Raw genomic sequence first — 25,282 nt, forward strand, 5'->3', positions numbered from 1 at the left:
CCCAACCTAGCCCGTGGGCGGCCGGTGGTGTCGGCGGCTCGTGGGGTCTAGGGCGTGTCTCCCATAGACAGTGAGGGCCTGTGCTGATGGGAGAATTGACGCTGTGCGATACGTGTTGACTGCTGATCATGAAATCCCTGACCGCGCGCCATTGGCGATCAAGCCCGGGGATGTTGTTCAGGTCGGAGATTGGGATACAGAGTGGCCCGCTTTCGTATTCGTGACAGCATCGCAGGGGACGGGATGGGTGCCCGGACGTCACCTCGATATTGACGGGTGCGTCGGCACTTGTCGCGTCGCATATGACACGACCGAGCTGCCGGCTGTCGCGGGCGAACGCGTCGATGTCATTGAGGACGATGCCGAGAGCGGCTGGTCCTGGTGTCGGAACTCTGGTGGTCGTGAGGGATGGATCCCGCACCGCGTCCTTACTGTTGCGTGACCGATCATCGCACGCGTAGCCAGGTGAGGATGGCGCAGAGGGTGACGCCGGCGCGGTAGGTGATCGCGAGTTTGTCGAACCGGGTAGCGATGCCGCGCCACTGCTTGGCGAGGGCGAAGAACCGCTCGACGACGTTGCGGCCCTTGTAGGCGTCGGCGTCCAGTCCGGGCGGGCGTCCGCCTCGACTGCCGCGACGTTTGCGGGCGGCGGCCTGGTCGCGCTTGTCAGGGATCACGGCCTTGATCCCGCGACGACGCAGTTCGCTGCGAATCACACCGGTCGCGTAGGCGCGGTCGGCGAGCACGGCATCCGGACGAGTGCGTGGCCGGCCCCGGCCCAGCCGGGGGACGTGGATCTGGGCGAGCACCTCGGTCAGCATCGCGCCGTCGTTGCGCTGCCCGCCGGTGACGATCATCGCGAGTGGTCGGCCGTGGCCGTCGACGGCCTGGTGGATCTTCGTGGTCAGGCCGCCGCGAGAGCGCCCAATGCCATGACCGGGCGGCTCAACGTCGTGCCAGGGCAGATTCTTGTGATTTGATCCCGCCCCCTGTGTCCTGCTCGGGGCGGGTGGTGTTCGTCGCGTGCTGATGCGCACGAGCGATCGTCGCGTCGACAGACACCGCCCAGTCGATCTTCCCGGCGGCATCGGCCTCGGCGAGGATCTCCACCAGCACGCGATGAGGAATGATCAGAACCTGTGGATGGCCCTCGGCGGGGTGACGTGAAGCGGGCGCACCTTCCCGAGGATGATCTACACGGAATCGAAGTTCTGGATCAGGACCGGCGTTGACGCGTTGGTACGGGAAGGTACGCCCAATGCTCAAGGTAGTCCACGACGCCGAGACCTCCAACGACGACAGCACCGACGGCACCGGCACGGCCGGTGGGTCGCTGCTGGATGAGATCGTGCGCGACGGCGCACGGCAGATGCTCGCGGCGGCGTTGCAGGCCGAGGTCGGTGCCTACATCGAGGCGCACGCCCACGAGGTCGACGAGGACGGGCACCGGTTGGTGGTGCGCAACGGGTACCACCAGCCGAGGGAGGTGACGACGTCCTCGGGTGCGGTGCCGGTGACCGCGCCGCGCATCAACGACAAGCGCGTCGACGAAGCGACGGGCGAGCGGGCGCGGTTTGCCTCGGCGATCCTGCCCGCCTGGGCGCGCAAGTCCCCGCAGGTGACGGAGGTGCTGCCGCTGCTCTACCTCCACGGGCTGTCTTCCAACGACTTCGCGCCGGCGTTGGAGCAGTTCCTCGGCTCGTCGGCGGGGCTGTCGGCGGCCACGATCACCCGACTGACCAAAGACTGGCAGCACGAGGCCCGCTCGTTCAACGAACGCTCCCTGACGGATGCCGACTATGTGTACGTGTGGGTCGACGGGATCCACCTGAAGGTGCGCCTGGAGCAGGACAGGGTGTGCCTGCTGGTGATGATCGGTGTGCGCGCGGACGGCCACAAGGAGCTGATCGCCCTACAGGATGGGCACCGGGAGTCGACCGAGTCGTGGGCTGACCTGCTGCGGGATTGCAAACGCCGCGGCATGAGAGACCCAGTCCTGGCCGTCGGCGACGGCGCGCTGGGCTTCTGGGCCGCCGTGCGGCAGGTGTTCCCCGACACTCGCGAACAGCGTTGCTTGTTTCACAAAATCTCGAACGTGCTCAATGCGCTGCCGAAGTCGGCGCAGCCGGGCGCGAAGAAGGCCCTCGCCGAGATCTGGCAGGCCGAAGACAAGGAGCACGCCCGGTCAGGGGCGAGGGCGTTCGCCAGCGAGTACGGGAAGAAGTGGCCCAAGGCGGCCGCGAAGATCACCGACGACCTTGACGTGCTGCTGGAGTTCTACGACTACCCCGCCGAGCACTGGATCCACCTGCGCACCACGAACCCCATCGAATCTACGTTCGCCACGGTGCGACTTCGGCAGCGCGTGACCAAGGGACCCGGCTCCCGCGCCGCCGGGGTCGCCATGGCGTTCAAGCTCATCGAATCCGCCCAGACCCGATGGCGCGCCGTGAACGCACCGCACTTGGTCGCCCTCGTCCGCGCCGGTGCGGTGTTCGAGAAGGGCAAACTGATCGAGCGCACCCAGGGGGCAGCATGACCACCCCGCCGATCGGATCCTTGCACCACGTGGAGCTGTGGGTCCCCGACATCGTCCGGGCCACGACCCACTGGGGCTGGCTCCTCGGCGAGCTTGGCTACCAACCGTTCCAGGACTGGCCCGGCGGCCGAAGCTGGAGGCTCGCTGACACCTACATCGTCATCGAGGAATCACCGGACCTGACCGGTCGCGAACACGACCGGCAGCGTCCCGGGCTGAACCACCTCGCCTTCCATGCCGGGGACCGCGCCAAGGTCGACGAATTCGCCGACACCGCCCATGCGAACGGTTGGACCCTGCTCTTCGCCGACAAGCACCCCCACGCCGGAGGAGCCGACAGCTACGCCGCCTACCTCGCAAACTATGACGGCTACGAGGTCGAACTCATAGCACACGACTGAAATCGGTCATCCACAGGTCTTGACGATTGCTCGCACGCGATCCCACGTACCGTCACCGGCATAGCGGCGGTGCCGCTTCCACACCGTCTGCCACGGCCCGAACTGCTCGCGGGGCAGATCACGCCACGGAATCCCGGTGCGGAACCGGTACGCGATGCCCTCCACAACGCGCCTGTTGTCGCCGAACGGATGACCACGCCGCCCCGAATTCGAGGGCAGCAACGGCTCGATCCGCTCCCACTGCTCGTCCGTGAACACCCGATACCGCGAACCCGTCGACCTCACCCAACCAGCATCCCGCGAGCCTCACCGACCATATGGGAGACACGCCCTAGCGTTGAGGGCATGAAGACCCCCACCCTGTCCCCCCAGTCCGCCGAGATCGTCGCCGCCACCGCCGGCGTCGTGGCCGAGCACGCCGTGCAGATCACGAGCGAGTTCTACCCGAACATGTTCGCCGCCCACCCCGAGCTCATGCGCGTGTTCAACAAGGCCAACCAGGCCGTCGGGGAGCAGCCGGTGGCCCTGGCCTCCTCTGTCGTCGCGTACGCGGTGCAGCTCATCGACCCCGAGGCCCCGGATTTCAGCCCGGTCATGGAGCGCATCGCCCACAAGCACGTCTCCCTCGGTATCCAGGGCACCGACTACATCACCGTCGGCCACTACCTCCTCGAGGCCGTCGGCACCGTCCTCGGCGATGCGGTGACCCCCGAGGTCGCGTCCGCCTGGGACGAGGTCTACTGGCTCTTCGCGACCCAGCTCATCGCCGAGGAGGCCCGCCTCTACGCGCTGGCCGGCGTGGACCCGGAGGAGCCCTACCGCAAGTACGAGATCACCGAGCGCACCGAGGAGACCGACGAGGTCTTCTCCATCACCCTCAAGCCGGTCGAGGGCGAGGTGCCGGAGCACCACACCGGCCAGTACGTGGCCCTCGCGGTGGACCTGCCCGACGGCGAGCGCCAGCCACGCCAGTACACGATCTCCAGCCCGAGGGTCGCGGACCACATCCGCCTGACGATCCGCCGCGTCGACGGCGTGGGCGGCACCCCGAACGGCCAGGTCTCGACCTTCCTCTACGAGAACGCCAAGCCGGGCATGGTTCTGGACGTCTCGACCCCGTCCGGTGACGTGGTGCTCGACGAGTCCGATGCCCCGCTCGTGCTCGTCTCCGCGGGCATCGGCATCACCCCGATGGCGGCGATCCTCGCCGACGTGGCCGCGGACGCCCCGCAGCGCGAGGTCGTGCTGCTGCACGCCGACCGCGCCGGCGGCTCGCACGCGCTGGCCGAGGAGATGGCCGCTGCCGCCGAGAAGCTCGCGAACGGCTCCAGCCGCGTCTGGTACGAGCAGATGGACGAGCAGGGCACCGCGCGTGGCGCCTCCGAGGGCCGCATGGACCTCTCCGGCATCGAGCTGCCGACCGACGCCCGCGTCTTCATGTGCGGCCCGCTGCCGTTCATGCGCGCCGTGCGCCGCGAGCTCATGGACAAGGGCGTGCCGGCCTGCAACATCTCCTACGAGGTCTTCGGCCCCGACCTGTGGGCGCAGGACCCGGAGTCCGGCGCCGAGAAGGAGGTCGTCGCCCGCATCGAGGAGGCCCAGCAGGGCGCCTGACGCTGGCTGGTCGACCCCGAGCACTGGGTTGGGTTGCCGAGCACGCTCCGATCGGACCGATTGGACCGATCACGCTCCGAGCAGCCAAGGACGAAAACCCGTCGCCCACGAGCCGGGCAGCCCGCAGCCTCGGCGCATGACGACGATCGTGACGCAGGGCGGCGGCGGGTTCTCCTCGACCACCGAGGGCGAGGCCACCGGGCTGGACCACTTCCTCCTGTACCTGGCCCGTCCGCGGGCCGAGGCGGCTGGTCGTGATCGGGTCCGCGTGTGCTTCGTCCCGACCGCGAGCGGTGACGGTCCGCGGTACGTCGAGAAGTTCGAGAAGGCCTACGAGTGGCTCGCCGAGACCACGGTGCTGAGCCTGTTCTGCATGGACCCGTACGGCTACCGCGACCCGGCGCTCCTGCTGGAGCAGGACCTCGTCTTCGTCGGCGGTGGCTGGACCACTTCCTCCTCGCCCTGTGGCGCCTCCACGGCCTGCCCGAGGTGCTCGCGGAGGCCGGCCGCCAGGGCGTGGTGCTGGCCGGCATCAGCGCCGGGATGAACTGCTGGTTCGAGGGCTGCTCCACCGACTCCTACGGTCCGCTGGCCGCGCTGCCCGACGGCCTCGGGATGCTGCGGGGGAGCGCCTGCCCGCACTACGACGGCGAGGCCGAGCGCGAGGGCGCTCGGGCGTTCCACGTGGAACCGGACGGCTCCGGTGGCACCACCCAGATGCCGCTCGAGGTGCGCCTCCTGGGTTGAGGCGGACGGTCAGGCGTGCTCGGCCCCGGGACGGCGAACCTGCCGCAGGTGGTCGAAGGCCATCTCGAGGCCGAGGGCTCCGGTGAAGTCGAGGCCGTTTAGCGGGCGCGACTCCGTGGTGGTGCCGTGGCTCGACCGGAGCCGCACGCAGAACCGGTCGCCGTCCTGCCAGAGCGCCTCCGCCCGCACGGCCTCGCCCCTCTCCTCGCGGAGGTCCTCCACGAGGAACCAGTACCGGCCGATGTCGTGGAGGTAGACCTCCCAGCCGAGGCCGTGGGACCAGGGGGCGACGTCGCCCAGCGCCGCGAGGTCCGTCCCCGCCCAGGTCCAGCCCAGCTGCGCCCGGATCTCCTCCTGCGCGGCCTCGCGGTCAGGGGTGCAGCGCAGGCGCACGGCGGGCTCCCCTGGGCGCACGAGCTCGAGATGCTCCCCATCGTGGTGGATGGCGATGACGGGAGGGCTCGCCGGAGGGCGGTCCGCGCTGGCCTCGGCCAGGGCCATGAGCGTGGTGGCGAACCCGGAGCGCGGAGCCATCACTTAACACACTTGACCCATGAGGGACAGCGATCGCTGGTCTCATCAGGGCAGTACGACGTCACGAGTCCCTTTGTGCGCCCGTCGTAGGAATAAGGCCGGAAGTCAACGACTGTCTTCATGAGAGTCTCGTCGACCGTCCTGCAACTGATCCGGCTGGAGCAGACCTTATGCTGCAGCGTGGCCCAATAGACCCGAGAGGTTCCCTCCACTACTGAGCGACGGCCGTCGGGCCACTGGGTTGAGACTCGCACGGGGTCTGGGACGGTGATCCCGTGCTTTATGATGAGTTTGGTCATCACGTCACCTCGGACGAGGATTTCGCGGGCGTTGTGGTCCTTCCATGTATACAAGACCGCAGGTGAGGGGCCTCCCCGCTCAGGCGGGGGTTGGATGGACGAAGGTGCTAAATCCGACTGCGCTTCCCCCACAATCTCCGCGACCATGCTGGCCGGCATTTCTGCGGGTACGGCCACGGTGACTGGCTCATGCTGAGGCAAGGGTGCGAGAGTCTGCCGAGTGTCTGACTGGGCAGGTGCCGCCAGTGAACAGAGAACGCCGAGGGCAGCCGGGATGCTCATCAGCAAATTCTTGTCAAACAACATTGAGACTCCTCGGTGGGACGAGTCTCATGACTCGTTCTGCCCCACTGTGGGGGGGGGGCTAGATGCCCCGTGGGAAGGGCTGTGCCGAGAAGGTGACCAGATCGTGACCCGCTAGCACCCGCGGCGGACAGGCTCCAGCCTTCAGGGGAGGCCTGTGGCTGCGGCGCCTGCCCGGTCAGAGGTCGGCGGCGCCCTTGTAGCGACGGCCGACGGCCATGCGGGCCAGCACGATCACCATCGGCACGATGATGATCGCGAGCACCAGCGGCATCCCCCAGCCGGGTATCACGCCATCGCGCTGTGCGGCCTGGTGCATGAGGAACATCAGCGGCGGGAAGATCGCGAGCACCGAGGCCGTGATGAGCATGAGGTCCTCGCGCAGCAGCCGCTCGAACCGGCGCACGCGCGGTGCGGTCTGCAGCCACCACTCCTTGTGGGGCACGTTGAGGCCGTCGGGCCAGATGGTGGCGAGACGCGAGAGCAGCGGCATCGGCAGGAGCGCGACGGCCGGGATGAGTGCGGCCGGCACGATCGCCCCGGCCCGGGAGGACCACGTGTCTGCCTGATTGTCACCCGACCAGTGCGTCGGCACCCGCTCCGGCAGCGCGAACCACGCCCACGCCAGCGAGGCCAGCCACAGCGCCACGACGCCCCAGAAGACGAGGCGCACCCACAGCGTGTCCGGTTCCGGCGGCAGAGCACGGGCCTCCTGCGCCACGGCCCGCCGCTGTGCCTCGAGCTCCTGCCAGGTCTGCGCCGGGGGCGTGGACTGCGGCCGGTCGTTCTCCGTCGTCTCCATGGCGGTCAGGCTAGGCGCCACCCCGTTGAAGGGGCCTGCCCGGGAAACCTGCCGACGCTGCAGAGGTCTGCTCGGGAAGCGCAAGGCTTGCTCGGGAAAGTGACCCGATGCTCGGGTATTAGCGCGCGCACCGGGTCACTTTCCCGAGCACGCTCCCGGTGGGGGTGGGGGCGGCCCGCTCCCGCCGGCCGCCCCATCACCAGGGGTGGGGCTCGAAGTTCTTGAGGAACACGCCGTAGAGGTCCTCGCCGGCCTCGCCGCGCACGATGGGGTCGTACACCCGGGCCGCGCCGTCCACCAGGTCCAGCGGGGCGTGCCACCCCTCGGCGGCGATCCGCAGCTTCTCGTGGTGAGGCCGCTCGTCGGTGATCCACCCGGTGTCCACGGCGGTCATGAGGATGCCGTCGGTCTGCAGCATCTCCTCGGAGCTGGTGCGCGTCAGCATGTTCAGCGCGGCCTTGGCCATGTTCGTGTGCGGGTGGCCGGACCCCTTGTACCGCCGCGAGAACTGCCCCTCCATCGCGGACACGTTCACCACGTAGCTGCGCCGCGCACCGCGCCGCACCGCCTCGGCCAGGCTGGGGCGCAGGCGCGAGACCAGCAGGAACGGGGCCACCGAGTTGCACAGCTGCACCTCCAGCAGCTCCATCGGGTCCACCTCCTGCACCTTCTGCGTCCACGAGTTCACCTGCAGCACATCGGGAAGCAGCCCGCCGGCATCGAGCGCGGTGCCTCTCTGGTGCGCCTCGAGCGACGCCGAGCCCGCCCGCAGCGCCAGCCGCGTCATGTCCGATGCGGTGAGCCCACCCCCTCCCTCGGCGTGCGCCACCGCATGCTCGGACAGCGACCCGACCAACGCTGCGGGGTGCGCCTCGCTGATGCGGTCGAACGCCAGCATGGCGGGGCGCAGCTCGTCCCCGACCAGCGGCGCCTTCTCGCCCTCGGTGAGGTGGGAGTACGAGCCCGGCGTGCGTCGCACGGTCTGGCAGGCGTTGTTGATGAGGATGTCCAGCGGTCCGCCGGCGGCCACCTCGTCGGCCAGGGCGATCACCTGGGTGGGATCGCGGAGGTCGATGCCGACGATGGAGAGCCGGTCGATCCAGTCCGCGTGGTCCGGCTGGGCGGCGAAGCGGCGCGCGGCATCGCCGGGGAAGCGGGTGGTGATGGTGAGCTCGGCACCGTCGCGCAGCAGCATCAGGGCGATGTACATGCCGATCTTCGCCCGACCGCCGGTGAGCAGCGCCCGCTTGCCGCGCAGGTCGGTGTGCTGGTCGCGCCGGGCGTGGCTGTCACCGGCGCAGCGCGGGCAGAGCCAGTGGTAGAAGCTGTCGACGGCCGTGAACTTCTCGTGGCAGATGTAGCAGCCCCGGGGGATGTTCAGCTGCCCGATGACGTGCCCGGCGCCCGCCAGGCCGGTGGGTGTCTCCAGCAGGATGCCAGCCGTCTCGTCGTCGATGCGCTGCGGGCTGCCGGTGGCGGTGCGCTCCATGAGGCGCTGGTCCGCATCGAGCAGGGGTTGACGTTCCGCCCGGCGGGCCTCGGCGCGGCGCGCCTTGCGGACGGCCTTGTACATGCGCCCCGTGGCGCGCTTGACCGTCTCGATGTCCGGATGGCCCCTGGGGAGCTCGTGCAGCTGACCGAGGACGCGCAGGGTGGCCTCGAGGTCGGCGGGGTCGAGGCCGGGGTGGTCGCCGGTCTCGAGGGGCACGTCGCCATCGAGCGGCACCTGGCTGCCGCCGGGGTGCTCGGCTGGGTCCGGGGAGGGGGTCGGGTCGTCGGGCTGCACGGTCCGCATCGTAGGTGGCGCGGCGGGCGCGGCCACCTGCCACACTCGCGGCATGACGACGATCGTGACCCTGGGTGGCGGTGGCTTCTCGGAGACCGGGGGCAAGCTGACGCCGCTGGACCACGTCCTGCTGGGGCTGGCCGGGCGGCGGCTCGATGCGGGGGCGCGCGGCCGTGGGGAGCGGCCGGCCGTGTGCTTCGTCCCGACCGCCAGCGGGGACGCGGCCGGCTACTGCGAGAAGTTCGAGCGGGCGTACGGGGGAGTGGCAGAGACCTCGGTGCTGACGCTGTTCAACCAGAGTCCCTGGGGCTACCGCGACCCGGCGATGCTGCTGGAGCAGGACCTGGTGTTCGTCGGCGGAGGGTCACCGGCCAACCTGCTGGCGCTGTGGCGGCTGCACGGGCTGCCGGAGGTGCTGACCGAGGCGGGGCGACGCGGGACGGTGCTGGCCGGCATCAGTGCGGGGATGAACTGCTGGTTCGAGGGGTCGTCCACCGACTCCTACGGGCCGTTGGCGGCCCTGCCCGACGGGCTGGGGCTGTTGCGCGGGAGTGCGTGCCCCCACTACGACGGGGAGCCCGGCCGCCCGGAGCAGTTCCGCAGCGCCATCGGGTCCGGCGAGCTGCCCGAGGGCCACGCGGTCGACGACCACGTGGCCCTCGTCTGGCGGGACGGCGAACTGGTCGAGGCCGTCAGCGAGACCGACGGTGGCCGGGCGTTCCGGGTGGCGGCCGACGGGGCCGGCGGTGCCGTGGAGGCGCCGCTGCCGGTGCGTCGCCTGGGCTGAGGGTCTCCCGATGCGGGTCTCGTCAGGTGCGGGTGGTGAGCGGGTGCCGGAGGCCGATCGGTGGCTAGGGGCATTCCTGGCCGTGGGGGACGGCGTGCAGTCGGCGTGCGGGGGTCAGTGAGCCCTTGCGGCCACTCTCCTCGCGGTAGTCGATGGTGAGGTGGGCCTCCTCCGTCTGGTCGCTGGTGACCTTGAGGACGACTGCGACGCGCTTGGTTTCTCCAGGTTCGACGCCCGGGGTAGTGCGCTCAGGCTTGGGAGGGATGTCAGGCGAACTCCAAGCCGCGGGATAACTGTCGTTCCAGCCGACCAAGAACCATTCATGCACTGCCATACCCGAGGAGCTGGGCAGGCTGACATCCTGGACCGTGACGGGAGTATTACCGTTGTTGGTAATGATCTGGGTCGAGATCATCTCGCGTCCCTCCGGGCCGGGACCTACGGGTCCGCACGTTCTGGATCCCCCTTCGGGTGCCGCGAGAGCGGTGGAGGGGCGGAGCCAGATCCACCACACGGCGGCCGCCGCGAGGAGCAGTGCCCCCACGACGGCCGCTGCGGTGAGAATGCGCTTAGCCACGGATGACCCAGGTGCGGGGGTCGGCGGCCGGTCCGTCGATGCCGAAGTTCCCCACCCCGCTCAGGAAGGGTGCTCCGGCCATGGCAATGACTGCTGGTACTGCGAACATCAACCGCTTGGTTGCACGCATCGCCGCTCCTCGCGACTCTTGCGGGCATCCTGGTGATCCCCGCCATTGGGAAGAGCATCAGGCCCGCCGGGGGGGTGGCAAGAGGCGGCGCATTCCGTTATCGATCTGTGACTACCGGATCGCTGGTCATGGCGCGTCGTCGTCACTGGCCGGTGGTGAGTGTTTCCGGTGGTGCTCACCGTCTCAGGCGTGCCAGTCCACCGTGGCGAACAGGTCGTCCATCGTCTCGGCGCGGCGGATCTGGTGGGCCTGCCCGTTCTGGTCGAGTAGGTACTCCGCCGAGCGGAGCTTGCCGTTGTAGTTGAAGCCCATCGAGTGGCCGTGGGCGCCGGCGTCGTGCAGCACCACCACGTCACCGGGGTGCACCACGGGCAGTTCGCGGTCGATGGCGAACTTGTCGTTGTTCTCGCACAGGGAGCCGGTCACGTCGTAGGTGCTGGTGGCGCCCGGGGCGAGGTCGCCCGCATCGGGCAGGCTGGCTGCATCGGGCCCGGGTAGGACCGTGATGTGGTGGTACGAGCCGTACATGGCCGGGCGCATGAGGTTGTGCATGGAGGCATCCAGACCCACGTAGGTCTTGTACTTCTGGGTCACCTGCCGCACGCGCGAGACGAGGTAGCCGTACGGGCCGGTCATCACCCGGCCGCACTCGAAGCGCAGGCCCAGTCCCTCCAGGCCCGATGGGGTGAGCACCTGCTCGTGCAGTGCACGGATGCCGTCGCTCACGGCCTGCAGGTTCATCGGTGCGTCGTCGACGCCGTAGGGGATGCCGATGCCGCCGCCGAGGTTCACGAACTCCAGCGTGATGCCGAGCTCGTCCTTCAGGCGCACCGCCAGCTCGAAGACCATGCGGGCGGTCTCGACGATGTAGGCGCCGTCGAGCTCGTTGCTGGCCACCATCGTGTGCAGGGCGAAACGCTGGACGCCCCGGTCACGCGCCTCGCGGTAGGCATCCAGGAGCTGCTCGGAGGTGACCCCGTACTTGGCCTGCACCGGGTCGCCGATGATGGCGTTGCCGGTGCGCTCCGCGCCCGGGTTGTAGCGGAAGCTCAGCAATTCCGGCAGGCGTCCGGCGGCGGCCTCGAGGGTGTCGAGGTGGGTGATGTCGTCGAGGTTCGCCACGGCGCCCAGCTCCACGGCGCGGGCGAACTCCTCCGCCGGGGTGTCGTTGGAGGTGAACATGATGCGCTCGCCGCGGATGCCCAAGCGGTCGCACAGCTCGAGCTCCGGCAGGGAGGAGCAGTCGGCGCCGAATCCCTCCTCGGACAGCACGCGGACGATGGCCGGGGTGGGCGTGGCCTTCACGGCGAAGTGGTTGAGGAAGCCCGGCGCCCAGGCGAAGGCGGCGTTGAACTCCCGGGCGTGGGCGCGGATGGCAGCCTCGTCGTAGAGGTGGAAGGGCGTGGGCAGCTCGGCGGCGAGCTCCACCATGCGCTCGGCGGAGGTGGGCAGCGGCTTGGCCGGGTGGATGCGGGCGGCGAGGCTTCCCGCATCGGGGCTGGTGGGGGTGGTCTCGGTCATCAGGTCTCCTGGGTCACGGCGGAAGAGGGCGGCGGCAGCGACGTGCCGGGTCACCCGGCCACGGGGGCAGCGGAGGGGGCTGGGGCGAGCAGGGCGTCGGCGTGGTTGCGCAGCGAGGCGACGGCGGCCTCGATGTCCTCCGCCTGCCCGAACGCGCTGAACCGCACGTACCCCTCGCCGGCCGAGCCGAAGCCGACGCCGGGGGTCACCACCACCTGCGCCTGCTCCAGCAACCGGTCGAAGAACTCCCACGATCCCAGACCCTGCGGGCAGCGCACCCACAGGTAGGGAGCGTTGTCACCGCCGGTCACCTCCAGCCCCATCGAGACCAGCGCGTCCCTGATGGTGGCCGCGTTGGCCATGTAGCCGGCCACCAGCTCGGCGGACTCGGCGCGCCCCGCATCGGACAGCGCCGCGACGGCCCCGGACTGCGCGATGTTGCTGGCCCCGTTGAAGAAGGTGGACTGGCGGCGGTTCCACATGCGGTTCAGCTCGCCGGGCTCCGAGTCGGCCACCCGCAGCGCGCGCGGCACGATCGACCAGCCCAGCCGCACCCCGGTGAACCCGGCCGTCTTGCTCAGCGAGGTGAGCTCGATGGCGCACTCGGTGGCACCGGGCACCTCGTAGATGCTGCGCGGCAGGGAGTCGTCGGTGATGTAGTCCGCGTAGGCGGCGTCGAACAGGATCACCGCGTCGTGCTCGCGCGCCCACGCCACCCAGGCGGCCAGCTGCTCGTGGGTGGCCACGGCGCCGGTGGGGTTGTTCGGCGAGCACAGGTAGACCACGTCGGCGGTGGTGCCGTCGGCCGGCGGCTCGGCCAGCCAGTCGTTCTCCGGCGAGCCCTCCAGCAGCACGATGCCGGCGTACGCCCCGGTGGCCTGGTCGGGCTCGCCGGTGCGGCCGTGGACGACCGTGGAGTCCACGTACACCGGGTAGGCCGGGTTCTGCACGGCCACCACGGAGTCCGGCGCGAACAGGCCCTGGAGGTTTGCCGCATCGGCCTTGGCGCCGTCGGAGACGAACACCTCGGACGGGTCCAGCTCCACCCCGCGCCGCGCGTACTGGGCCACGATCGCCTCGCGCAGCGCGCTCTCCCCCTGCTCGTCCCCGTAGCCGCTGTAGCCCGCGGCCGTGGAGAGCGCCACCACCCGCTGGTGGAGCCCCGCCACGACGGTGGGGGTCAGCGGCTGGGTGGTGTTGCCGATGCCCAGCCGGTGCACGCTGGCCACGGGGTGGGACTGCTCGAACTCCCGCACGCGGCGGGCGATCTCCGGGAACAGGTAGCCGGCGGACAGGGTGCGGTAGGTGGGGTTGATGCGGGCCATGGGGTCCTCTCGGGGTGGGTCAGGTCGGATGGGGTGGCGCGTCCGGCCGGGTGCGGCGCAGGGCGCGGCACTCAGGCCGGGAGCAGGGCGCCGCGGGGGCAGTCGACGGCCTCCAGGGCGCGGAGCAGCTGCTCGCGGTGCCCCTCGTCCTCGAGCGTGCACAGCGGCAGTCGGAAGCTCTCGCGGCACCACCCGTACTCGGCCAGGGCGGTCTTGATGGGGATGGGGTTGGTCTCGCTGAAGCAGGCGGCGAAGAAGGCCGAGAGCTGCGCCTCCAGCGTGCGCGCCGTGCCCAGGTCCCCCTCCAGCGCGGTGCGCACCATGCGCCCCATCGCGCCCGGCAGCAGGTTGGAGGCCACCGAGATGACCCCGTGCCCCCCGAGCCCGATGAGGTCGACCGCCAGGTTGTCGTCGCCGGCGAGCACGGTGAAGCCCTCCGGTGCCCGGGCCAGCACGTCCTTCATCTGGTCCAGCGAGCCGCTGGCCTCCTTGACGGCCACGATGTTGGGGCAGTCCTGCGCCAGGCGCACCAGCGTGGCGGTCTCGAGGTTCACGGCCGAGCGGCCGGCGATGTTGTAGAGCACCACCGGCAGCGACACCGCGTCGGCCACGGCCTTGAAGTGCAGGTACAGGCCCTTCTGGGTGGGCTTGTTGTAGTACGGGTTCACCGTGAGGATCGCGTCGGCACCGGCCATCTCCGCGTGGCGCGAGAGCTGCACGGCCTCCTCGGTGGAGTTCGACCCGGTGCCGGCGATCACCGGGACGCGTCCGGCCACGCGGCGCACGGTGAAGGCGATCACCCCATCGTGCTCGTGGTGGCTGAGGGTGGGGCTCTCTCCGGTGGTCCCGCAGGGCACCAGCCCGCTGATGCCGGCCTCCACCTGGGCGTCGACGAGGGCGCCGAGCGCGGTGGTGTCCACCGACCCGTCCTCGGCGAAGGGGGTGACCAGGGCGGTGTGCACGCCCCGCAGGTCGAGCGTGGGGGTGGGGCGGGTCATGCGTCCTCCTCGGTGGGGTGGTGGTCGATGCGGTGACTCACCGGTATGGGGGCCTCGCCCAGGCGGTGGGCGACGAGCTCGTCGAAGCGCCAGAGCCCCGGCGCGGGGGGTTGCTCGCCCAGCCAGGTGGCGGCACGCAGGGCGCCGGTGGCGAAGCCGTCGCGGGAGCGGGCGGTGTGGGTGAGCTCGAGGGTGTCCTCGGGGCCGTCGAACCACACGGTGTGGGTGCCGGGGACGTGGCCGACGCGGGTGCTGGAGATGGCGCGGTCCGCCGGGGCGTCGGGCCAGCCGCTGCGCAGTGCCTCGGCCACGTGCAGGGCGGTGCCGCTGGGGCTGTCGGCCTTGGCGCGGTGGTGCACCTCGTGGATGCCGGCGTCGTACCCGCCGGCCTGTCCCACCAGGGCGGCGGCCTGCTGGACGATGCGCAGGAAGAGGGTGACGCCCAGCGAGAAGTTCCCGGCCCAGACCGCCGGCACGGTCGCGCGCTCGAACAGGGCGGTGGCCTCGGGGAGGCGGTCGGCCCACCCCGTGGTGCCGATGACGGCCGGCACCGTGCCGCGCGCGTAGGCCTCCAGGTGGGGCCAGGCGGCGTCAGGGTGGGAGAAGTCGATCCAGACGGAGGGCGCCTCGGGGGGCGTCACCGCATCGAGGCGGCGGTGGGTGGCCTCGGGGGCGTGGGGGGAGACGATGCAGGTGACCTCCGCACCGGCCGCGGCGGCGAGGCGGTGCAAGGTGCGGCCCATCCGGCCGTACCCGACCAGGCCGACGGCCAGCGGTGGCCGGTCGGGGCGGGGGGTGCTGTCCATGCCCCGAGCCTAGGTCGGCCATAGGGGTCAAAAACGTTGAAGTGGAGCGGATTTCAGAGGTCACGGGGAATGCGGGAAGGTGTCCCCGCGACCGGGGGCCGGGCCGGAAGAATGCCGCGGGGCGGGGGTCCTGACGGGACGCGCTGAGCGGCCCCGGGGCAGGTGCCCCGGGGCCGCTCAGTGGGTGGTGCGTGCGTCAGCTGGTGCTGGCGTCGTCGTCGTCATCGTCCGCGTCGTCGGACTGGTCATCGGCGTCGTCGGACTGGTCGTCGTCGGACTGGTCGTCGGCGTCGTCGCTGTCATCGTCCGCGTCGTCGCTCTGGTCGTCCGCGTCATCGGAGCGGTCGTCCGCGTCGTCGTCGCTCTGGTCGTCCGCGTCGTCCGTGGACTGGTCGTCGGCCGACGTGGTGACCGAGGTGGTGGTGTCGTCGCCACCGGTGGAGTCGTCGTCGCTGCCGCACGCAGAGAGGGCCACGACGGCCAGCGGCACGGTGGCCAGGCTCATCAGGCGGGTCAGGGGGGAACGGGTTGCGGTCTTCTTGGTCATGACTCCTGTCTAGTGGATCCCGCCGCGAAGAACCATGAGTTCTCCATGAGGAAGTTCTCACCTGCTGGCGCCGGGGGGCCCGCGCCGTGCACACTCACGCGGTGATCCGCGCCCGTGCCCTGCCCGCCCTCCTCGCGCTCGCGGGGGTGGCCCTGGCCGGGTGCGCCGGGGAGAGCCCGCCGGCTGCCAGCGTCCCGGGCGTCACGCCACCGCCCTCACCGGTCACGGCGGCCGATGGGGCGGTCGCGGAGTGGACCGAGTGGCTGCCCTACGGCGCCGAGGAACGCCAGCGCATGAGGGTGCTCCCGGGGGAGCCGGGCGGGGGCGTGGCCGTGCTGGTGCACGGTGGCAGCTGGCGTGCCGGCAGCGCGGGCACCTACGTGGACCCCGGCTCGACCATGCACGCACTGACCCGGGGACTGCACGACGACGGCTGGTGGGTGGTGGCGGTCGAGTACCGCTTCGCCGACCGTTCCCCGTGGCCCACCACGGCGCGCGACGTGCACAGCGCCACCCGTGCGGGGGTGCGCTGGGCCACCGAGCGGGGTGCTGGGGAGACCCTCGCGATGCTGGGTGACTCGGCCGGTGGGCACCTCGCCTCGCTGGAGGGCGCCACCCACCCCACCCAGGTGGACGCCGTGGTCTCGTACTACGGCCTGCACGACTTCACCACCTCGCAGGCGCAGCGGGAGGCCCGGAACTGTCCGACCATGAACGTGGGGGCACCCAACGTGTTCGGCGTCCAGCCCACGAGCGACGAGCAGCTCGCCGTGGCCCGGCACTGGTCCCCGGCCCACCGGGTGGGCCCGGAGAGCCCGCCGATGATGGTGCTCCACGGCACCGAGGACTGCGTGGTGCCCTACGAGCAGGCCGGCGAGCTCGTGGGCGCCCTGACGCTGCACGGGGTGCCGGCCGAGGTCATCACGCTGCCGGGCGAGGGCCACGGCAGCCCCGCGTTCGTGGACCCCGAGACCACCCTGCCGCGGGTGCTGGACTTCCTGGCCGAGCACTCCGACCCGGTGGTCGCGCCCCCGACCCAGGACCGGACCCCCACCCCGACATCGCCCCCATCGTCCGCGCCCGCGGAGCCCACCTCGCCCACCGCGGGAGAATGGCGCCCATGACCTCCGAGACGGCGTCGACCCCGGCCCCCGGCCAGGCCCTGCTCCCCCTGCGCTCGCGGGCGTTCGGCGCCGGTCGGCCCGCTGTGGCCGTGCCCCTCGTCGGGGCCACCCCGGAGGAGCTCCTGCAGGAGGCGGTCCAGCTCCGGGGCCAGCCGGTGGACCTCGTCGAGTGGCGCCTGGACCACCTGGCCCCGCTGGCGCGCGGCGCACAGCCCGATGCCGCCCGCATCGGTCCGGTGCTCGCCCGCCTGACGGACACGCTGGGTGAGGTCCCGCTGCTGGTGACCTACCGGACCGTCGGCCAGGGAGGGTGCGGCGAGGCCGCCCCGGAGCAGTACCTGGCCCTCGTCGGGGCCGTGGCCGGGCTGCCGGGGGTCGACCTGGTGGACGTCGAGTTCGACCACCCGGAGCGTGACGCGGCCCTGCAAGCCCTGCGCTCCGCCGGGGTCCCGAGCCTCCTGAGCCACCACCACTGGGACGGCCAGCCCACCGCCGAGGGGATGGCGGTGCTCGTGCAGCGGATGCAGGCCACCGGGGCCGATGCGGTGAAGCTCGCCACCACGCCGGCCGACGAGGGGGAGGCCGTGGAGCTGCTGGCGGTGCTGGACCGCGTGGCTGGCGTCGGGGCCCCGGTGGCGATGCTGGGCATGGGCGATGCGGGGCGCCTCACCCGGTTGGTCGGCCCGGCCTGTGGGAGCTTCCTCACATTCGCCCGCCGCGGGGCCGCGAGTGCCCCCGGCCAGCTGGACCTGGCGCTCGTGGCGGCTACCGTTGACGCCCTGCGAGCGCCCGAGCGCTCGTGACCCCCACTGCCGCCGAGGAATCCATGCCCCGTTCGCCTCACCGCACCGTCACCACCGCCCTCGCCGTCTGCGCCAGCCTCGTCCTCGCCGCCTGCGGCGGTGGGGAGGACGGTTCCGGGGAGGCCCAGGGCACGGAGACGACCACGTCGGTGGGCCGGGAGCCGTCGACGGATCAGGGCAGCGCGCTGCCCGAGGACCCCTCTGCCGCACCCACCACCGGCGAGAGCGGCGACGACGCGGATGAGCCGGGGGAGTCCGAGGGGCCCGGCTCCGGTGAGGACTCCAACGACGCTGGCACGACCGCCCCGGGCGGAACGCTCTCCGGGGACGGGGAGCCGTCCGGGCCCGGCCCGACCGAGCCGACGGGCCCGACGGCCCCGGCGCCTGTGCCCGACCCCACCCAGACCGCGCCCACGCAGCCTGCACCCACGACCCCGGGTGACCCGTCGCCGTCCGCGACGTCGACGCCTCCGGGCGACCCCTCATCGGAGCCGACCGTGCCGCCCAGCTCCCCGGGTGAGCCGACCGTGCCGCCCAGCTCCCCGAGTGAGCCGACCGCGCCGCCCAGCTCCCCGAGTGAGCCGAGCGAGCCGCCTAGCTCGCCGGCCCCCGACGCCTGGAGCGACTGGGTGTCCTACGGCCCGGCCGGGGAGCAGGTGTACAGCCTGCTGCCCGGGCAGCCCGGCAAGGGCCTGGTGGTGATGGTGCACGGTGGTGGCTGGGTCGGTGGCAAGGCCGACGCCTTCCGAGACGAGAGCTCCCGCAAGAACACGCTGGTGCGCCACCTGCACGAGCAGGGGTGGTGGGTGGCCACGGTCGAGTACCGCAAGGCCGACGAGAGCCCCTGGCCGGCCACGGCGCAGGACGTGCACGCCGGCGTGACCCGGGCCGTCGCGGACGCCCGCGGCCAGGGTGCCGGTCAGCGCACCGCGTTGTTCGGTGACTCGGCCGGCGGCCAGCTGGCAGCCCTGGAGGCCGTCACCCACCCGGGCACCGTCGACGCGGTGGTGGGGTACTACGGCATCTACGACCCGCTGACCGCCAAGGCCGCCCGGGCTGCGAAGAACTGCCCGCCCAAGACGGCCGCGGAGGACCACATCCTCATGCACGACGCGACGGACCCCGCGGTGCGCGACCGCATCGAGAAGACGGCCTCGCCGGTGGCCCTGGCGACCGCCGCCGCCCCGCCCATGATGTTCCTGCACGGCACGAAGGACTGCGTGGCGCCCTCGGAGCAGTCGGTGGCCATGGCTGCGGCCCTGCAGGCCAAGGGGGTGGAGGCCAGCACGATCATCGTGCCCGGCGCGGACCACTCCCAGCCGGTCTTCTGGACTGCCCCGGAGCACCTCGGCAACCTGACGCGCTTCCTGACGACGCAGGGCTTCTGAGGGCTGGCCCCCTCGGGTGGCGGTGGGTGCGGCGCGACAGTCGTTCGACAGCACGCAGTGTCCGCGGGTCCCTGCCGGACGGGCGCCGCGACCGTAGGATGCGGACCATGATGCGACGAGTCGTGCGGGGGCTTCCCCCGATCAAGTGGCGGGACCAGAAGATCGACTCCTGGCGGGAGCAGGCTCGTGAGAACAAGGAGCGGGCCCGCGAGGCCGAGCGGGCACTGAAGGAGCTGCAGGAGAAGACGGCTCGGGCGAGTTCCGCTGCGGCCCCTGCTGCACCGGTGGCCGAGCCCACGCCCGCCCCGGAGCCCGCGAAGCCCGCCCCGAAGTCTGGTGACGGCGCCCGCGTGGTGCAGGACGACCACGGGGTGATGCCGCGCGCCGACCTCACGCCGACGCAGGTGAAGGTCCTCAAGGACGCCGGCCACGTGCCCACCGTCGGTGCCGCCGAGAGCGACCCGCGGGCCTACCCCAGCTTCGTCACCGAGCTCTTCGCCGCGCGTCGCATCCGGCAGCGTCTGAGCGACCAGGGCCTGAAGGACCACCCCCGCCGCGAGATCCCCAAGAAGCTGCAGAACTTCGCACTGGCCGCGACGCACGGGGTGCAGCCGCCCACCATCCACGCCATCTGGCGCACCGCCGAGGAGATCGACCTCTCCCAGCTGCCGGAGACCTTCGTCATCAAGTCCAACGGTGGCGCAGGCAGCCGTGGCGTCTACCCGTTGCGCCGGGTGGCCGGGGAGACCGACACCTTCGAGATCACCGATGAGACGCGCCGCCGCATCACCGGCGCCGAGGTGATCCGGAACCTCACCACGGATGCCAAGCTCACCGGTCCTTGGTTCGCCGAGGAGCTGCTGGTGCCGGACGTGGGCGAGTCCGCACTGCCCAGCGACATCAAGATCTACGCCTTCTACGGCCGGATCGGCTACGGCTTCGCCCGCCGCGCCCCCCTGCACCGGGGCTCGCAGGGGTGGCAGCAGAAGCTGGAGTTCCGGTACTTCGACGGCGAGCGCAAGGACATCGAGATGCGCGGGGCCCCCTCGCGCCGCGACATCCCGTTGACGCCCCACCTGCCGGAGATGCTGGAGCACGCCCGAGTGCTCTCCAAGGCCGTGCCGCTGCCCTTCGTGCGGGTGGACCTGTACGGCACCACCAAGGGCATCGTGATGGGGGAGATCACCCTGCTGCCCGGTGGCAACCAGCACTACATCCCGGTGCAGGACGCCCGTTTGGGCAAGATGTGGGAGGAGGCCGAGATGCGGCTGCAGATCGACCTCGCGCGCAACGGCCGTCCGTACGCGATCCTGCCGGGCGAGCACCCCATCCCGGAGATCCTGGAGCCCTACGCGCCGGAGATCATGCGCGGCCGCTGAGGCGGCACCGATCCACGGCGCACGCAGCAGGGGCCGCACCCGACGGGTGCGGCCCCTGCTGCGTGCCGAGGCGGGTGCGGGGTCAGCCGGCGGCCGACATGCAGGCCTCCTCCACCTGACCCAGCTGCGCGCCGAGGGCCGGGTCCTCCGGGCCGGAGACGCTGCTCATGGTGGCCGCGAGCGACTGCATGGCGCCGCGCACCTCGGTGGGGGCCACCTTCGCGAGGTCCCTCACGCCCTGGGCGCCGGCGGCCGGGTCGTCGAACGAGGCCGGGTTGGCCATGGCGCCCTGCAGGTACCCGCAGGCCTCCGGGGCGCTGAGAGAGTCGACCTTCTTGTCGATGCCGATCATGTCGTGGAAGGACGTGATGTTCAGGGCGCCGCCCTCGCCACCGCCGGTGAGGCTGGGGTCACTGGTCGGCTCCTCGCCGGGGTCCTCCGATGCGGCGTCCTCCGATGCGCTGGACTCCTCGCCCGGCGCGCTGGACTCGTTGGCGGGCGCGCTGCTCTCGTTGGCGGGCGCGCTGCTCTCGTCGGCCGGGGCGCTGGACTCCTGGGTGGTGCTGGAGACGGAGCTCTCGGACTCCGCCGGGGTCTCCTCCTCGCCACCGCAGGCGCTGAGGGCCAGCGCGGCCACGGGCACCAAGGAGAGCTGCAGCAGCCGCGTGAGTCGGGCGGAGGGGCCGGTCAGGGGGGAACTGTTCATGCTCTCTGCCTAGCACGATGGCACTGCGCCAGCCAATCCGGCGATCTTGTTTCCCCGGAGCGGGACCGGTGGGGAGCACCACGTTCTCCGCGCGATGGGTGGCACCTCACGTACCGTGGTGGCGAGTTCTCCCCGCCCGCTTTGCCGGAAGGTTGCCATGCCCAGTTCCCGCCCCGAGGACGCCCGCCCGCAGCACCCGCGTCCCCGTGACGCCGTGGTCGGTGCGCACCGCGACAGCCTCAGTCACCGGACGTCCACGCGACGCTTCCTCGACGAGGTGAACTACCCCCACAGCATCCACCCGGCCCTGGTGCCGGGTGTGTCCGTGGAGGACCAGAAGGTGCGCTTCGGGCTCGACAAGATCGTCTTCGGCGTGGCCGGCGCCGCCATCGTCGCCTTCATCGCCTGGGGTCTGGCCGATGCCGCTCAGGTCACCCGGGTGACCACGGCCATGCTGACCTGGGTCATGACCAACCTGGGCTGGCTGTTCAACGGTCTGGCCATCGTGCTGTTGCTCTTCCTGCTCGGGATCGCCGTCAGCCCCTACGGCCGGATCCCGCTCGGCCTGGACGGCGAGGAGGCCGAGTTCTCCACGGCCAGCTGGACCGCGATGTTGTTCGGCGCCGGCATCGGCATCGGCATCATCTTCTTCGGCCCCTACGAGCCGATGAGCTACTTCCTGTCGCCCCGGCCGGGGTCGGCGGAGGCGGGCAGCGCCGACGCGGTCCCCAAGGCGATGGCACAGGCCGCCCTCCACTGGGGGGTCAACGCCTGGGCCTTCTACGCGCTGGTGGGCCTGGCGGTCGCCTACGCGTCGTACCGCCGTGGCCGGGTGCCGCTCATGAGCTCGATCTTCGCGCCCCTGTTCCGCAAGGACCCGCACCACACGGCGGCCGGCCGCACCATCGACATCCTCGCCATCATCGCCACCCTGTTCGGCACCGCGGCCTCGTTGGGAATCGGTGCCCTGCAGATCGCCAGCGGGGTGGAGATCGTCACCGGGTGGGGCACGGGCGGCAACGCGGCGGCGATCACCATCATCGTGGTCCTCACCGTGGGCACCATCGCCTCGGCCGTCTCCGGGCTCGCCAAGGGGATCCGGTGGCTGAGCAACGTGAACCTGGTGCTCGCGCTGCTGCTGGCCACGTTCTTCTTCGTGGTGGGCCCGACGGTGTTCCTGCTGAACATCGTGCCCTCGGTGTTCGTCACCTACTTCGACCAGATGCCCTCGATGCTCTCGGCGAGCATGGCCGACGGGCCGGAGATGCAGTCCTTCCTGAGCAGCTGGACCACCTTCTACTGGGCGTGGTGGGTCTCGTGGGCGCCCTTCGTGGGCATCTTCACGGCGAAGATCTCCCGCGGCCGCACGGTGCGCCAGTTCATCCTCGGCGTGCTGTTCATCCCGGGCACGATCATCATCCTGGCCTTCACGATGCTGGGCGGCACCGCCATCTGGCACCAGCGCGACAGCCAGGCCATCGCCCCCGACGGCACCCTGGAGACGCTGCCGGCCCCGCAGGACATCTTCTTCACCGTGCTCGACCAGCTGCCCGGCGCGGCGATCGTGGCCCCGGTGGTCATCCTGATGCTGGCGATCTTCTTCATCACCAGCTCGGACTCGGCGTCGCTGGTGAACTCCCAGCTCTCGCAGGGGGGAAACCCCGAGCCCAAGCGCCTCGTCACGGTCTTCTGGGCGCTGTGCATGGCCGGCATCGCGGCGGTGATGCTGCTCATCGGTGGCCAGAGCGCGCTGAACGGCCTGCAGAACCTCGTCACGGTGTCGGCCCTCCCCTTCGCGGTGGTCATGATCGGTATGTGCGTGGCCCTGCTGCGGGACTTCTCGACCGATCCGATGATGATCCGTCGCGCCTTCCAGCAGCGTGCGGTGGACAACGCGGTGCGCGAGGGCGTGACCGAGTACGGCGACGACTTCAAGCTCGCGGTGGAGCCGGCCCACGGCGAGGCCGAGCGGTGGTCGGTGGGCAAGGACTTCGAGTCCACCGCCGAGGAGTACACCGCCTGGTACCAGCGCACCGACGAGGAGGGTGAGCCGGTGGAGTTCGACTACGCCACCAACGAGTACGTGGAGGAGGAGGTAGACGACACGGACGGCCGGCCGACGGCGGATGGCCGCCCCACCGCCTAGGTGTAGTTGGTCATGACGTTGTTGACGCGGGCCGGGGTGCGTGAGGCCGGGGGCTGGTCTGCGCAGGCGGTGTGGGGCCGATGGTAGTTGTAGTGATTCACCCAGACGCTGATCGCCCGAGCACGGTCGTGCTCGCTGGTGTACGGGCGGGCGTAGAGGCATTCCTCGGCCAGCAACCGCTGGTAGCGCTCGACTTTGCCATCGTGGCGGGGCGTGTAGGGGCGGATCCGCTGGTGCCGGCCGATGAAGGCCCGCGTGGTGCGGGTGAAGGCCTTGGCGGTGTAGTTGGGCCCGTTGTCGGTGATCACGCTCCCGTTCTGACCGATCATCGCTCCATTCCACCACGCTGACCTGAACCGACCGCGGGTGACGACGACCGCTCGCTCTCGATCCCATAGACGAGGTACTACATGGAGGAGGGCACCCCGTGTGGTGGTGAAAGTAGTCCAGTCTTGATCGGTTTACTTCGGGTATTTCCTACTGCGTCAGGTGAGATGAGTCGGTGACCTGCGCGTCATGACGCGCCTTACGGAGTGTTGAGATGGCGAGGAGGATGCCGGCGATGGCGACGGCGGTATTGAAGCCGAACGCCCATGCGAACCCGGAGGTACCGGCGATGTGGGTGACGAAGATCGTGAGGATCGCGATCCCGACCCCGTTGGACACGTACTGAGCCGAGGTGAGTACTGCACCAGCGGCACCACTGAGCTCGCCGGGCACGCCGGTGTTGCCGAGGACGAACACGGAGGTGAAGACCATGCCGTGCCCGAGTCCGCTGACGAGGAAGCCGGGCAGCAGGCCGACCCAGAACGATTCGACGCCCAGCATGGCCGCGAGCATCAGTAGGCCAGCGGCCGAGATGCTGAAGCCGAGCAGCAGCACTCGCGGGGCCGTCCACGTCTTCAAGAGTCGTCCGGCCCAGATGTTGCCGACCGTGACGAGCGCAGCCAGGGGCAGGAACGCGATCCCGGCCGTCAGCGGTGAGAAGCCGCGCTGGTCTTGCAGGAACAGTGTGACGATGAAGAACTCCGTACCCACGCTCGACATGTACAGGGCGGCGGCGAGCGCCCCGCGACGTAGGTTCTTGATCTTGCGCAGCGGCCGGTCGATCAGTGGCGTCTGAGAATGGTGCTCATTGGTGAGGAACACGATCAGGGTGAGGAGTGCGACCGCGCCGACGATGCCGAGTTGGAGCGGGTCGGCGCCGGTCTCTCCGAAGAGGGTGAGAGTGAGGACAACGAGCAGGATCGCGGCGGTGCCGAGGATCGTGGAGACGGTGGGTATGCGGGAGCGGGCCGCGTCGACCTTGATGGTGTCGGTCATCTTCCGGGTGCCCCAGATGCAGATGAGCACGATGGGGATGTTGACCAGGAAGATGAGTCGCCAGCTCACCTCGGTGAACAGGCCGCCGAACACAACCCCGGCCGCAAGCCCCGAAGCGCCCACGGCACCCCAGATGGAGTAGGCGCGGGCACGTACCGGCCCTGTCGGGAAGTTGACCGAGAGCAGCGCGAGGATCGCTGGCGAGAGGAACGCTCCTGCGAGCCCTTGGAGCGCCCGGCCGAGGATGACCAGCCAATCGGCGTTCGCAACACCCGCGAGGACGCTGGCCGCGCCGAAGACCGCGATCCCGGCGACGAAGACACGGAGAGCACCGACTCGATCGACGACCTTGCCACCGAACAGCAGGAAGCCCGCGAACGGGAGCGAGTAGGCGGTGATGAGCCACTGCAACGTCGCGGGGTCCATGCCCAGGTCGGCACCGATCGTGGGCATCGCGACGTAGACGATGGAGAAGTCCATCGCGACGGCGAACTGGGCCAGGCCGATCGTCGCGAGCGCGAGCCGCTGCACCCGGCTCATCGCAACAGAAGGTGTCGAGGTCGGTGATGTTGTCGTCACGACGATCAGGGTAAAACTTGACATCAGTGTGAAGTGCAAGTCCAGAAGGAGAATACGTGCACGCTGCCGCCAAAGAAGGCCAGATACTGGGGCAATCGCGGGAGCATCGGCTACGATG

General features: G+C 70.7%; 24 protein-coding genes and 3 pseudogenes. 12 read left to right on the forward strand and 15 right to left on the reverse strand.

What is annotated here, in order from left to right:
* Window positions 1-247: 247 nt before the first annotated feature.
* The gene (locus KSED_RS15705; protein ID WP_373419167.1) at window positions 248-442 is read left to right on the forward strand and encodes an SH3 domain-containing protein; all 195 of its coding nucleotides are present in this window, start codon (window positions 248-250) and stop codon (window positions 440-442) included.
* A gap of 4 nt (window positions 443-446) precedes the next feature.
* Here KSED_RS15705 and KSED_RS13940 read toward each other — a convergent pair.
* Window positions 447-1,098 (reverse strand): annotated as a pseudogene (locus KSED_RS13940) (IS5 family transposase); the annotation flags it as partial.
* Between the two features lie 160 nt (window positions 1,099-1,258).
* Between KSED_RS13940 and KSED_RS00325 the strand changes: the two are divergent.
* The gene (locus tag KSED_RS00325; RefSeq protein ID WP_012801582.1) at window positions 1,259-2,539 is read left to right on the forward strand and encodes an IS256 family transposase; all 1,281 of its coding nucleotides are present in this window, start codon (window positions 1,259-1,261) and stop codon (window positions 2,537-2,539) included.
* The gene (locus KSED_RS00330; RefSeq protein ID WP_012801583.1) at window positions 2,536-2,940 is read left to right on the forward strand and encodes a VOC family protein; all 405 of its coding nucleotides are present in this window, start codon (window positions 2,536-2,538) and stop codon (window positions 2,938-2,940) included. The genes KSED_RS00325 and KSED_RS00330 overlap by 4 nt, the downstream gene beginning before the upstream one ends.
* A gap of 21 nt (window positions 2,941-2,961) precedes the next feature.
* On the opposite strand, the pseudogene KSED_RS13945 reads toward KSED_RS00330, so the two are convergent.
* Window positions 2,962-3,225, reverse strand: a pseudogene (locus KSED_RS13945) (transposase); the annotation flags it as partial.
* A gap of 60 nt (window positions 3,226-3,285) precedes the next feature.
* Here KSED_RS13945 and KSED_RS00335 point away from each other — a divergent pair.
* The 3 genes from KSED_RS00335 (at window position 3,286) to KSED_RS15510 (ending at window position 5,301) form a co-directional block, all read left to right on the forward strand.
* The gene (locus KSED_RS00335; protein ID WP_012801584.1) at window positions 3,286-4,554 is read left to right on the forward strand and encodes a globin domain-containing protein; all 1,269 of its coding nucleotides are present in this window, start codon (window positions 3,286-3,288) and stop codon (window positions 4,552-4,554) included.
* A gap of 136 nt (window positions 4,555-4,690) precedes the next feature.
* On the forward strand, window positions 4,691-5,101 hold the full coding sequence (locus tag KSED_RS00340; RefSeq protein WP_258172028.1) for a Type 1 glutamine amidotransferase-like domain-containing protein: 411 nt from the start codon (window positions 4,691-4,693) through the stop codon (window positions 5,099-5,101).
* Window positions 5,044-5,301 carry a Type 1 glutamine amidotransferase-like domain-containing protein gene (locus KSED_RS15510; RefSeq protein WP_258172029.1) on the forward strand — a complete coding sequence of 86 codons (258 nt, stop codon included), beginning with the start codon at window positions 5,044-5,046 and terminating at the stop codon, window positions 5,299-5,301. Before KSED_RS00340 ends, KSED_RS15510 begins: the two co-directional genes overlap by 58 nt.
* 9 nt (window positions 5,302-5,310) lie before the next feature.
* Here the strand turns inward: KSED_RS15510 and KSED_RS00345 are convergent, their stop codons facing one another.
* The 3 genes from KSED_RS00345 to KSED_RS00355 all read right to left on the reverse strand — a co-directional run bounded on the left by KSED_RS00345 (window position 5,311) and on the right by KSED_RS00355 (window position 8,965).
* On the reverse strand, window positions 5,311-5,835 hold the full coding sequence (locus KSED_RS00345; RefSeq protein WP_012801585.1) for a hypothetical protein: 525 nt from the start codon (window positions 5,833-5,835) through the stop codon (window positions 5,311-5,313).
* Window positions 5,836-6,615: 780 nt separating this feature from the next.
* On the reverse strand, window positions 6,616-7,239 hold the full coding sequence (locus KSED_RS00350) for a DUF1648 domain-containing protein (protein WP_012801586.1): 624 nt from the start codon (window positions 7,237-7,239) through the stop codon (window positions 6,616-6,618).
* Window positions 7,240-7,435: 196 nt separating this feature from the next.
* Window positions 7,436-8,965, reverse strand: coding sequence for an SDR family NAD(P)-dependent oxidoreductase (locus KSED_RS00355; RefSeq protein WP_422572858.1), 1,530 nt, complete (start codon window positions 8,963-8,965; stop codon window positions 7,436-7,438).
* A 112-nt stretch (window positions 8,966-9,077) separates the two neighbouring features.
* Here KSED_RS00355 and KSED_RS00360 point away from each other — a divergent pair, with 112 nt between their 5' ends.
* On the forward strand, window positions 9,078-9,812 hold the full coding sequence (locus tag KSED_RS00360; RefSeq protein ID WP_041290807.1) for a Type 1 glutamine amidotransferase-like domain-containing protein: 735 nt from the start codon (window positions 9,078-9,080) through the stop codon (window positions 9,810-9,812).
* Between the two features lie 64 nt (window positions 9,813-9,876).
* Here KSED_RS00360 and KSED_RS00365 read toward each other — a convergent pair whose 3' ends face one another.
* The 7 genes from KSED_RS00365 to KSED_RS00390 form a co-directional block, all read right to left on the reverse strand.
* A complete protein-coding gene (locus KSED_RS00365) occupies window positions 9,877-10,227 on the reverse strand; it encodes a hypothetical protein (RefSeq protein WP_012801589.1) in 351 nt (116 codons plus the stop codon).
* Between the two features lie 154 nt (window positions 10,228-10,381).
* The gene (locus tag KSED_RS14785) at window positions 10,382-10,519 is read right to left on the reverse strand and encodes a hypothetical protein (RefSeq protein ID WP_169307760.1); all 138 of its coding nucleotides are present in this window, start codon (window positions 10,517-10,519) and stop codon (window positions 10,382-10,384) included.
* 183 nt (window positions 10,520-10,702) lie between these two features.
* Window positions 10,703-12,040, reverse strand: coding sequence for a diaminopimelate decarboxylase family protein (locus KSED_RS00370; RefSeq protein ID WP_012801590.1), 1,338 nt, complete (start codon window positions 12,038-12,040; stop codon window positions 10,703-10,705).
* Window positions 12,041-12,090: 50 nt separating this feature from the next.
* On the reverse strand, window positions 12,091-13,365 hold the full coding sequence (locus KSED_RS00375) for an LL-diaminopimelate aminotransferase (protein WP_012801591.1): 1,275 nt from the start codon (window positions 13,363-13,365) through the stop codon (window positions 12,091-12,093).
* Between the two features lie 71 nt (window positions 13,366-13,436).
* The gene (gene dapA, locus KSED_RS00380) at window positions 13,437-14,363 is read right to left on the reverse strand and encodes a 4-hydroxy-tetrahydrodipicolinate synthase (RefSeq protein ID WP_012801592.1); all 927 of its coding nucleotides are present in this window, start codon (window positions 14,361-14,363) and stop codon (window positions 13,437-13,439) included.
* Window positions 14,360-15,169, reverse strand: a complete 810-nt coding sequence (locus KSED_RS00385; protein WP_012801593.1) for a 4-hydroxy-tetrahydrodipicolinate reductase — start codon at window positions 15,167-15,169, stop codon at window positions 14,360-14,362. The genes dapA and KSED_RS00385 overlap by 4 nt, the downstream gene beginning before the upstream one ends.
* Window positions 15,170-15,365: 196 nt before the next feature.
* Window positions 15,366-15,716, reverse strand: coding sequence for a hypothetical protein (locus tag KSED_RS00390; protein WP_012801594.1), 351 nt, complete (start codon window positions 15,714-15,716; stop codon window positions 15,366-15,368).
* A 101-nt stretch (window positions 15,717-15,817) separates the two neighbouring features.
* Between KSED_RS00390 and KSED_RS00395 the strand changes: the two genes are divergently transcribed.
* The 4 genes from KSED_RS00395 (at window position 15,818) to KSED_RS00410 (ending at window position 20,410) form a co-directional block, all read left to right on the forward strand.
* Complete coding sequence (locus tag KSED_RS00395) at window positions 15,818-16,840, forward strand: alpha/beta hydrolase family protein (RefSeq protein WP_143827311.1); 1,023 nt, start codon at window positions 15,818-15,820, stop codon at window positions 16,838-16,840.
* Complete coding sequence (locus KSED_RS13240) at window positions 16,837-17,643, forward strand: type I 3-dehydroquinate dehydratase (protein ID WP_012801596.1); 807 nt, start codon at window positions 16,837-16,839, stop codon at window positions 17,641-17,643. The genes KSED_RS00395 and KSED_RS13240 overlap by 4 nt, the downstream gene beginning before the upstream one ends.
* Window positions 17,644-17,666: 23 nt before the next feature.
* A complete protein-coding gene (locus tag KSED_RS00405) occupies window positions 17,667-19,031 on the forward strand; it encodes an alpha/beta hydrolase (RefSeq protein WP_012801597.1) in 1,365 nt (454 codons plus the stop codon).
* Window positions 19,032-19,138: 107 nt separating this feature from the next.
* Window positions 19,139-20,410 (forward strand): ATP-grasp fold amidoligase family protein, encoded by a 1,272-nt coding sequence (locus KSED_RS00410; RefSeq protein WP_012801598.1) that lies wholly within the window; start codon window positions 19,139-19,141, stop codon window positions 20,408-20,410.
* Between the two features lie 82 nt (window positions 20,411-20,492).
* Here the strand turns inward: KSED_RS00410 and KSED_RS15000 are convergent, their stop codons facing one another.
* Window positions 20,493-21,116, reverse strand: coding sequence for a hypothetical protein (locus tag KSED_RS15000; RefSeq protein WP_012801599.1), 624 nt, complete (start codon window positions 21,114-21,116; stop codon window positions 20,493-20,495).
* Between the two features lie 157 nt (window positions 21,117-21,273).
* Between KSED_RS15000 and KSED_RS00420 the strand changes: the two genes are divergently transcribed.
* Window positions 21,274-23,262, forward strand: coding sequence for a BCCT family transporter (locus tag KSED_RS00420; RefSeq protein ID WP_012801600.1), 1,989 nt, complete (start codon window positions 21,274-21,276; stop codon window positions 23,260-23,262).
* Here the strand turns inward: KSED_RS00420 and KSED_RS00425 are convergent.
* Both KSED_RS00425 and KSED_RS00430 read right to left on the reverse strand, forming a co-directional pair.
* Window positions 23,259-23,570 (reverse strand): annotated as a pseudogene (locus KSED_RS00425) (integrase core domain-containing protein); the annotation flags it as partial. The gene KSED_RS00420 and the pseudogene KSED_RS00425 sit on opposite strands and share 4 nt — an antisense overlap.
* Before the next feature lie 169 nt (window positions 23,571-23,739).
* Complete coding sequence (locus KSED_RS00430; protein ID WP_143827312.1) at window positions 23,740-25,203, reverse strand: MFS transporter; 1,464 nt, start codon at window positions 25,201-25,203, stop codon at window positions 23,740-23,742.
* Window positions 25,204-25,282: the final 79 nt, after the last annotated feature.

The organism is Kytococcus sedentarius DSM 20547 (genome assembly GCF_000023925.1).
In the GTDB taxonomy this organism is placed as follows: domain Bacteria; phylum Actinomycetota; class Actinomycetes; order Actinomycetales; family Dermatophilaceae; genus Kytococcus; species Kytococcus sedentarius.

Bases quoted from the DNA above. Each gene is read 5' to 3' on its own strand.
- KSED_RS00325 (WP_012801582.1), top strand. From the start codon at position 1,259: ATGCTCAAGGTAGTCCACGACGCCGAGACCTCCAACGACGACAGCACC.
- KSED_RS00330 (WP_012801583.1), top strand. From the start codon at position 2,536: ATGACCACCCCGCCGATCGGATCCTTGCACCACGTGGAGCTGTGGGTC.
- KSED_RS00335 (WP_012801584.1), top strand. From the start codon at position 3,286: ATGAAGACCCCCACCCTGTCCCCCCAGTCCGCCGAGATCGTCGCCGCC.
- KSED_RS00340 (WP_258172028.1), top strand. From the start codon at position 4,691: ATGACGACGATCGTGACGCAGGGCGGCGGCGGGTTCTCCTCGACCACC.
- KSED_RS00345 (WP_012801585.1), bottom strand. From the start codon at position 5,835: ATGGCTCCGCGCTCCGGGTTCGCCACCACGCTCATGGCCCTGGCCGAG.
- KSED_RS00350 (WP_012801586.1), bottom strand. From the start codon at position 7,239: ATGGAGACGACGGAGAACGACCGGCCGCAGTCCACGCCCCCGGCGCAG.
- KSED_RS00360 (WP_041290807.1), top strand. From the start codon at position 9,078: ATGACGACGATCGTGACCCTGGGTGGCGGTGGCTTCTCGGAGACCGGG.
- KSED_RS00365 (WP_012801589.1), bottom strand. From the start codon at position 10,227: ATGATCTCGACCCAGATCATTACCAACAACGGTAATACTCCCGTCACG.
- KSED_RS14785 (WP_169307760.1), bottom strand. From the start codon at position 10,519: ATGCGTGCAACCAAGCGGTTGATGTTCGCAGTACCAGCAGTCATTGCC.
- KSED_RS00370 (WP_012801590.1), bottom strand. From the start codon at position 12,040: ATGACCGAGACCACCCCCACCAGCCCCGATGCGGGAAGCCTCGCCGCC.
- KSED_RS00375 (WP_012801591.1), bottom strand. From the start codon at position 13,365: ATGGCCCGCATCAACCCCACCTACCGCACCCTGTCCGCCGGCTACCTG.
- dapA (WP_012801592.1), bottom strand. From the start codon at position 14,363: ATGACCCGCCCCACCCCCACGCTCGACCTGCGGGGCGTGCACACCGCC.
- KSED_RS00385 (WP_012801593.1), bottom strand. From the start codon at position 15,169: ATGGACAGCACCCCCCGCCCCGACCGGCCACCGCTGGCCGTCGGCCTG.
- KSED_RS00390 (WP_012801594.1), bottom strand. From the start codon at position 15,716: ATGACCAAGAAGACCGCAACCCGTTCCCCCCTGACCCGCCTGATGAGC.
- KSED_RS13240 (WP_012801596.1), top strand. From the start codon at position 16,837: ATGACCTCCGAGACGGCGTCGACCCCGGCCCCCGGCCAGGCCCTGCTC.
- KSED_RS00405 (WP_012801597.1), top strand. From the start codon at position 17,667: ATGCCCCGTTCGCCTCACCGCACCGTCACCACCGCCCTCGCCGTCTGC.
- KSED_RS00410 (WP_012801598.1), top strand. From the start codon at position 19,139: ATGATGCGACGAGTCGTGCGGGGGCTTCCCCCGATCAAGTGGCGGGAC.
- KSED_RS15000 (WP_012801599.1), bottom strand. From the start codon at position 21,116: ATGAACAGTTCCCCCCTGACCGGCCCCTCCGCCCGACTCACGCGGCTG.
- KSED_RS00420 (WP_012801600.1), top strand. From the start codon at position 21,274: ATGCCCAGTTCCCGCCCCGAGGACGCCCGCCCGCAGCACCCGCGTCCC.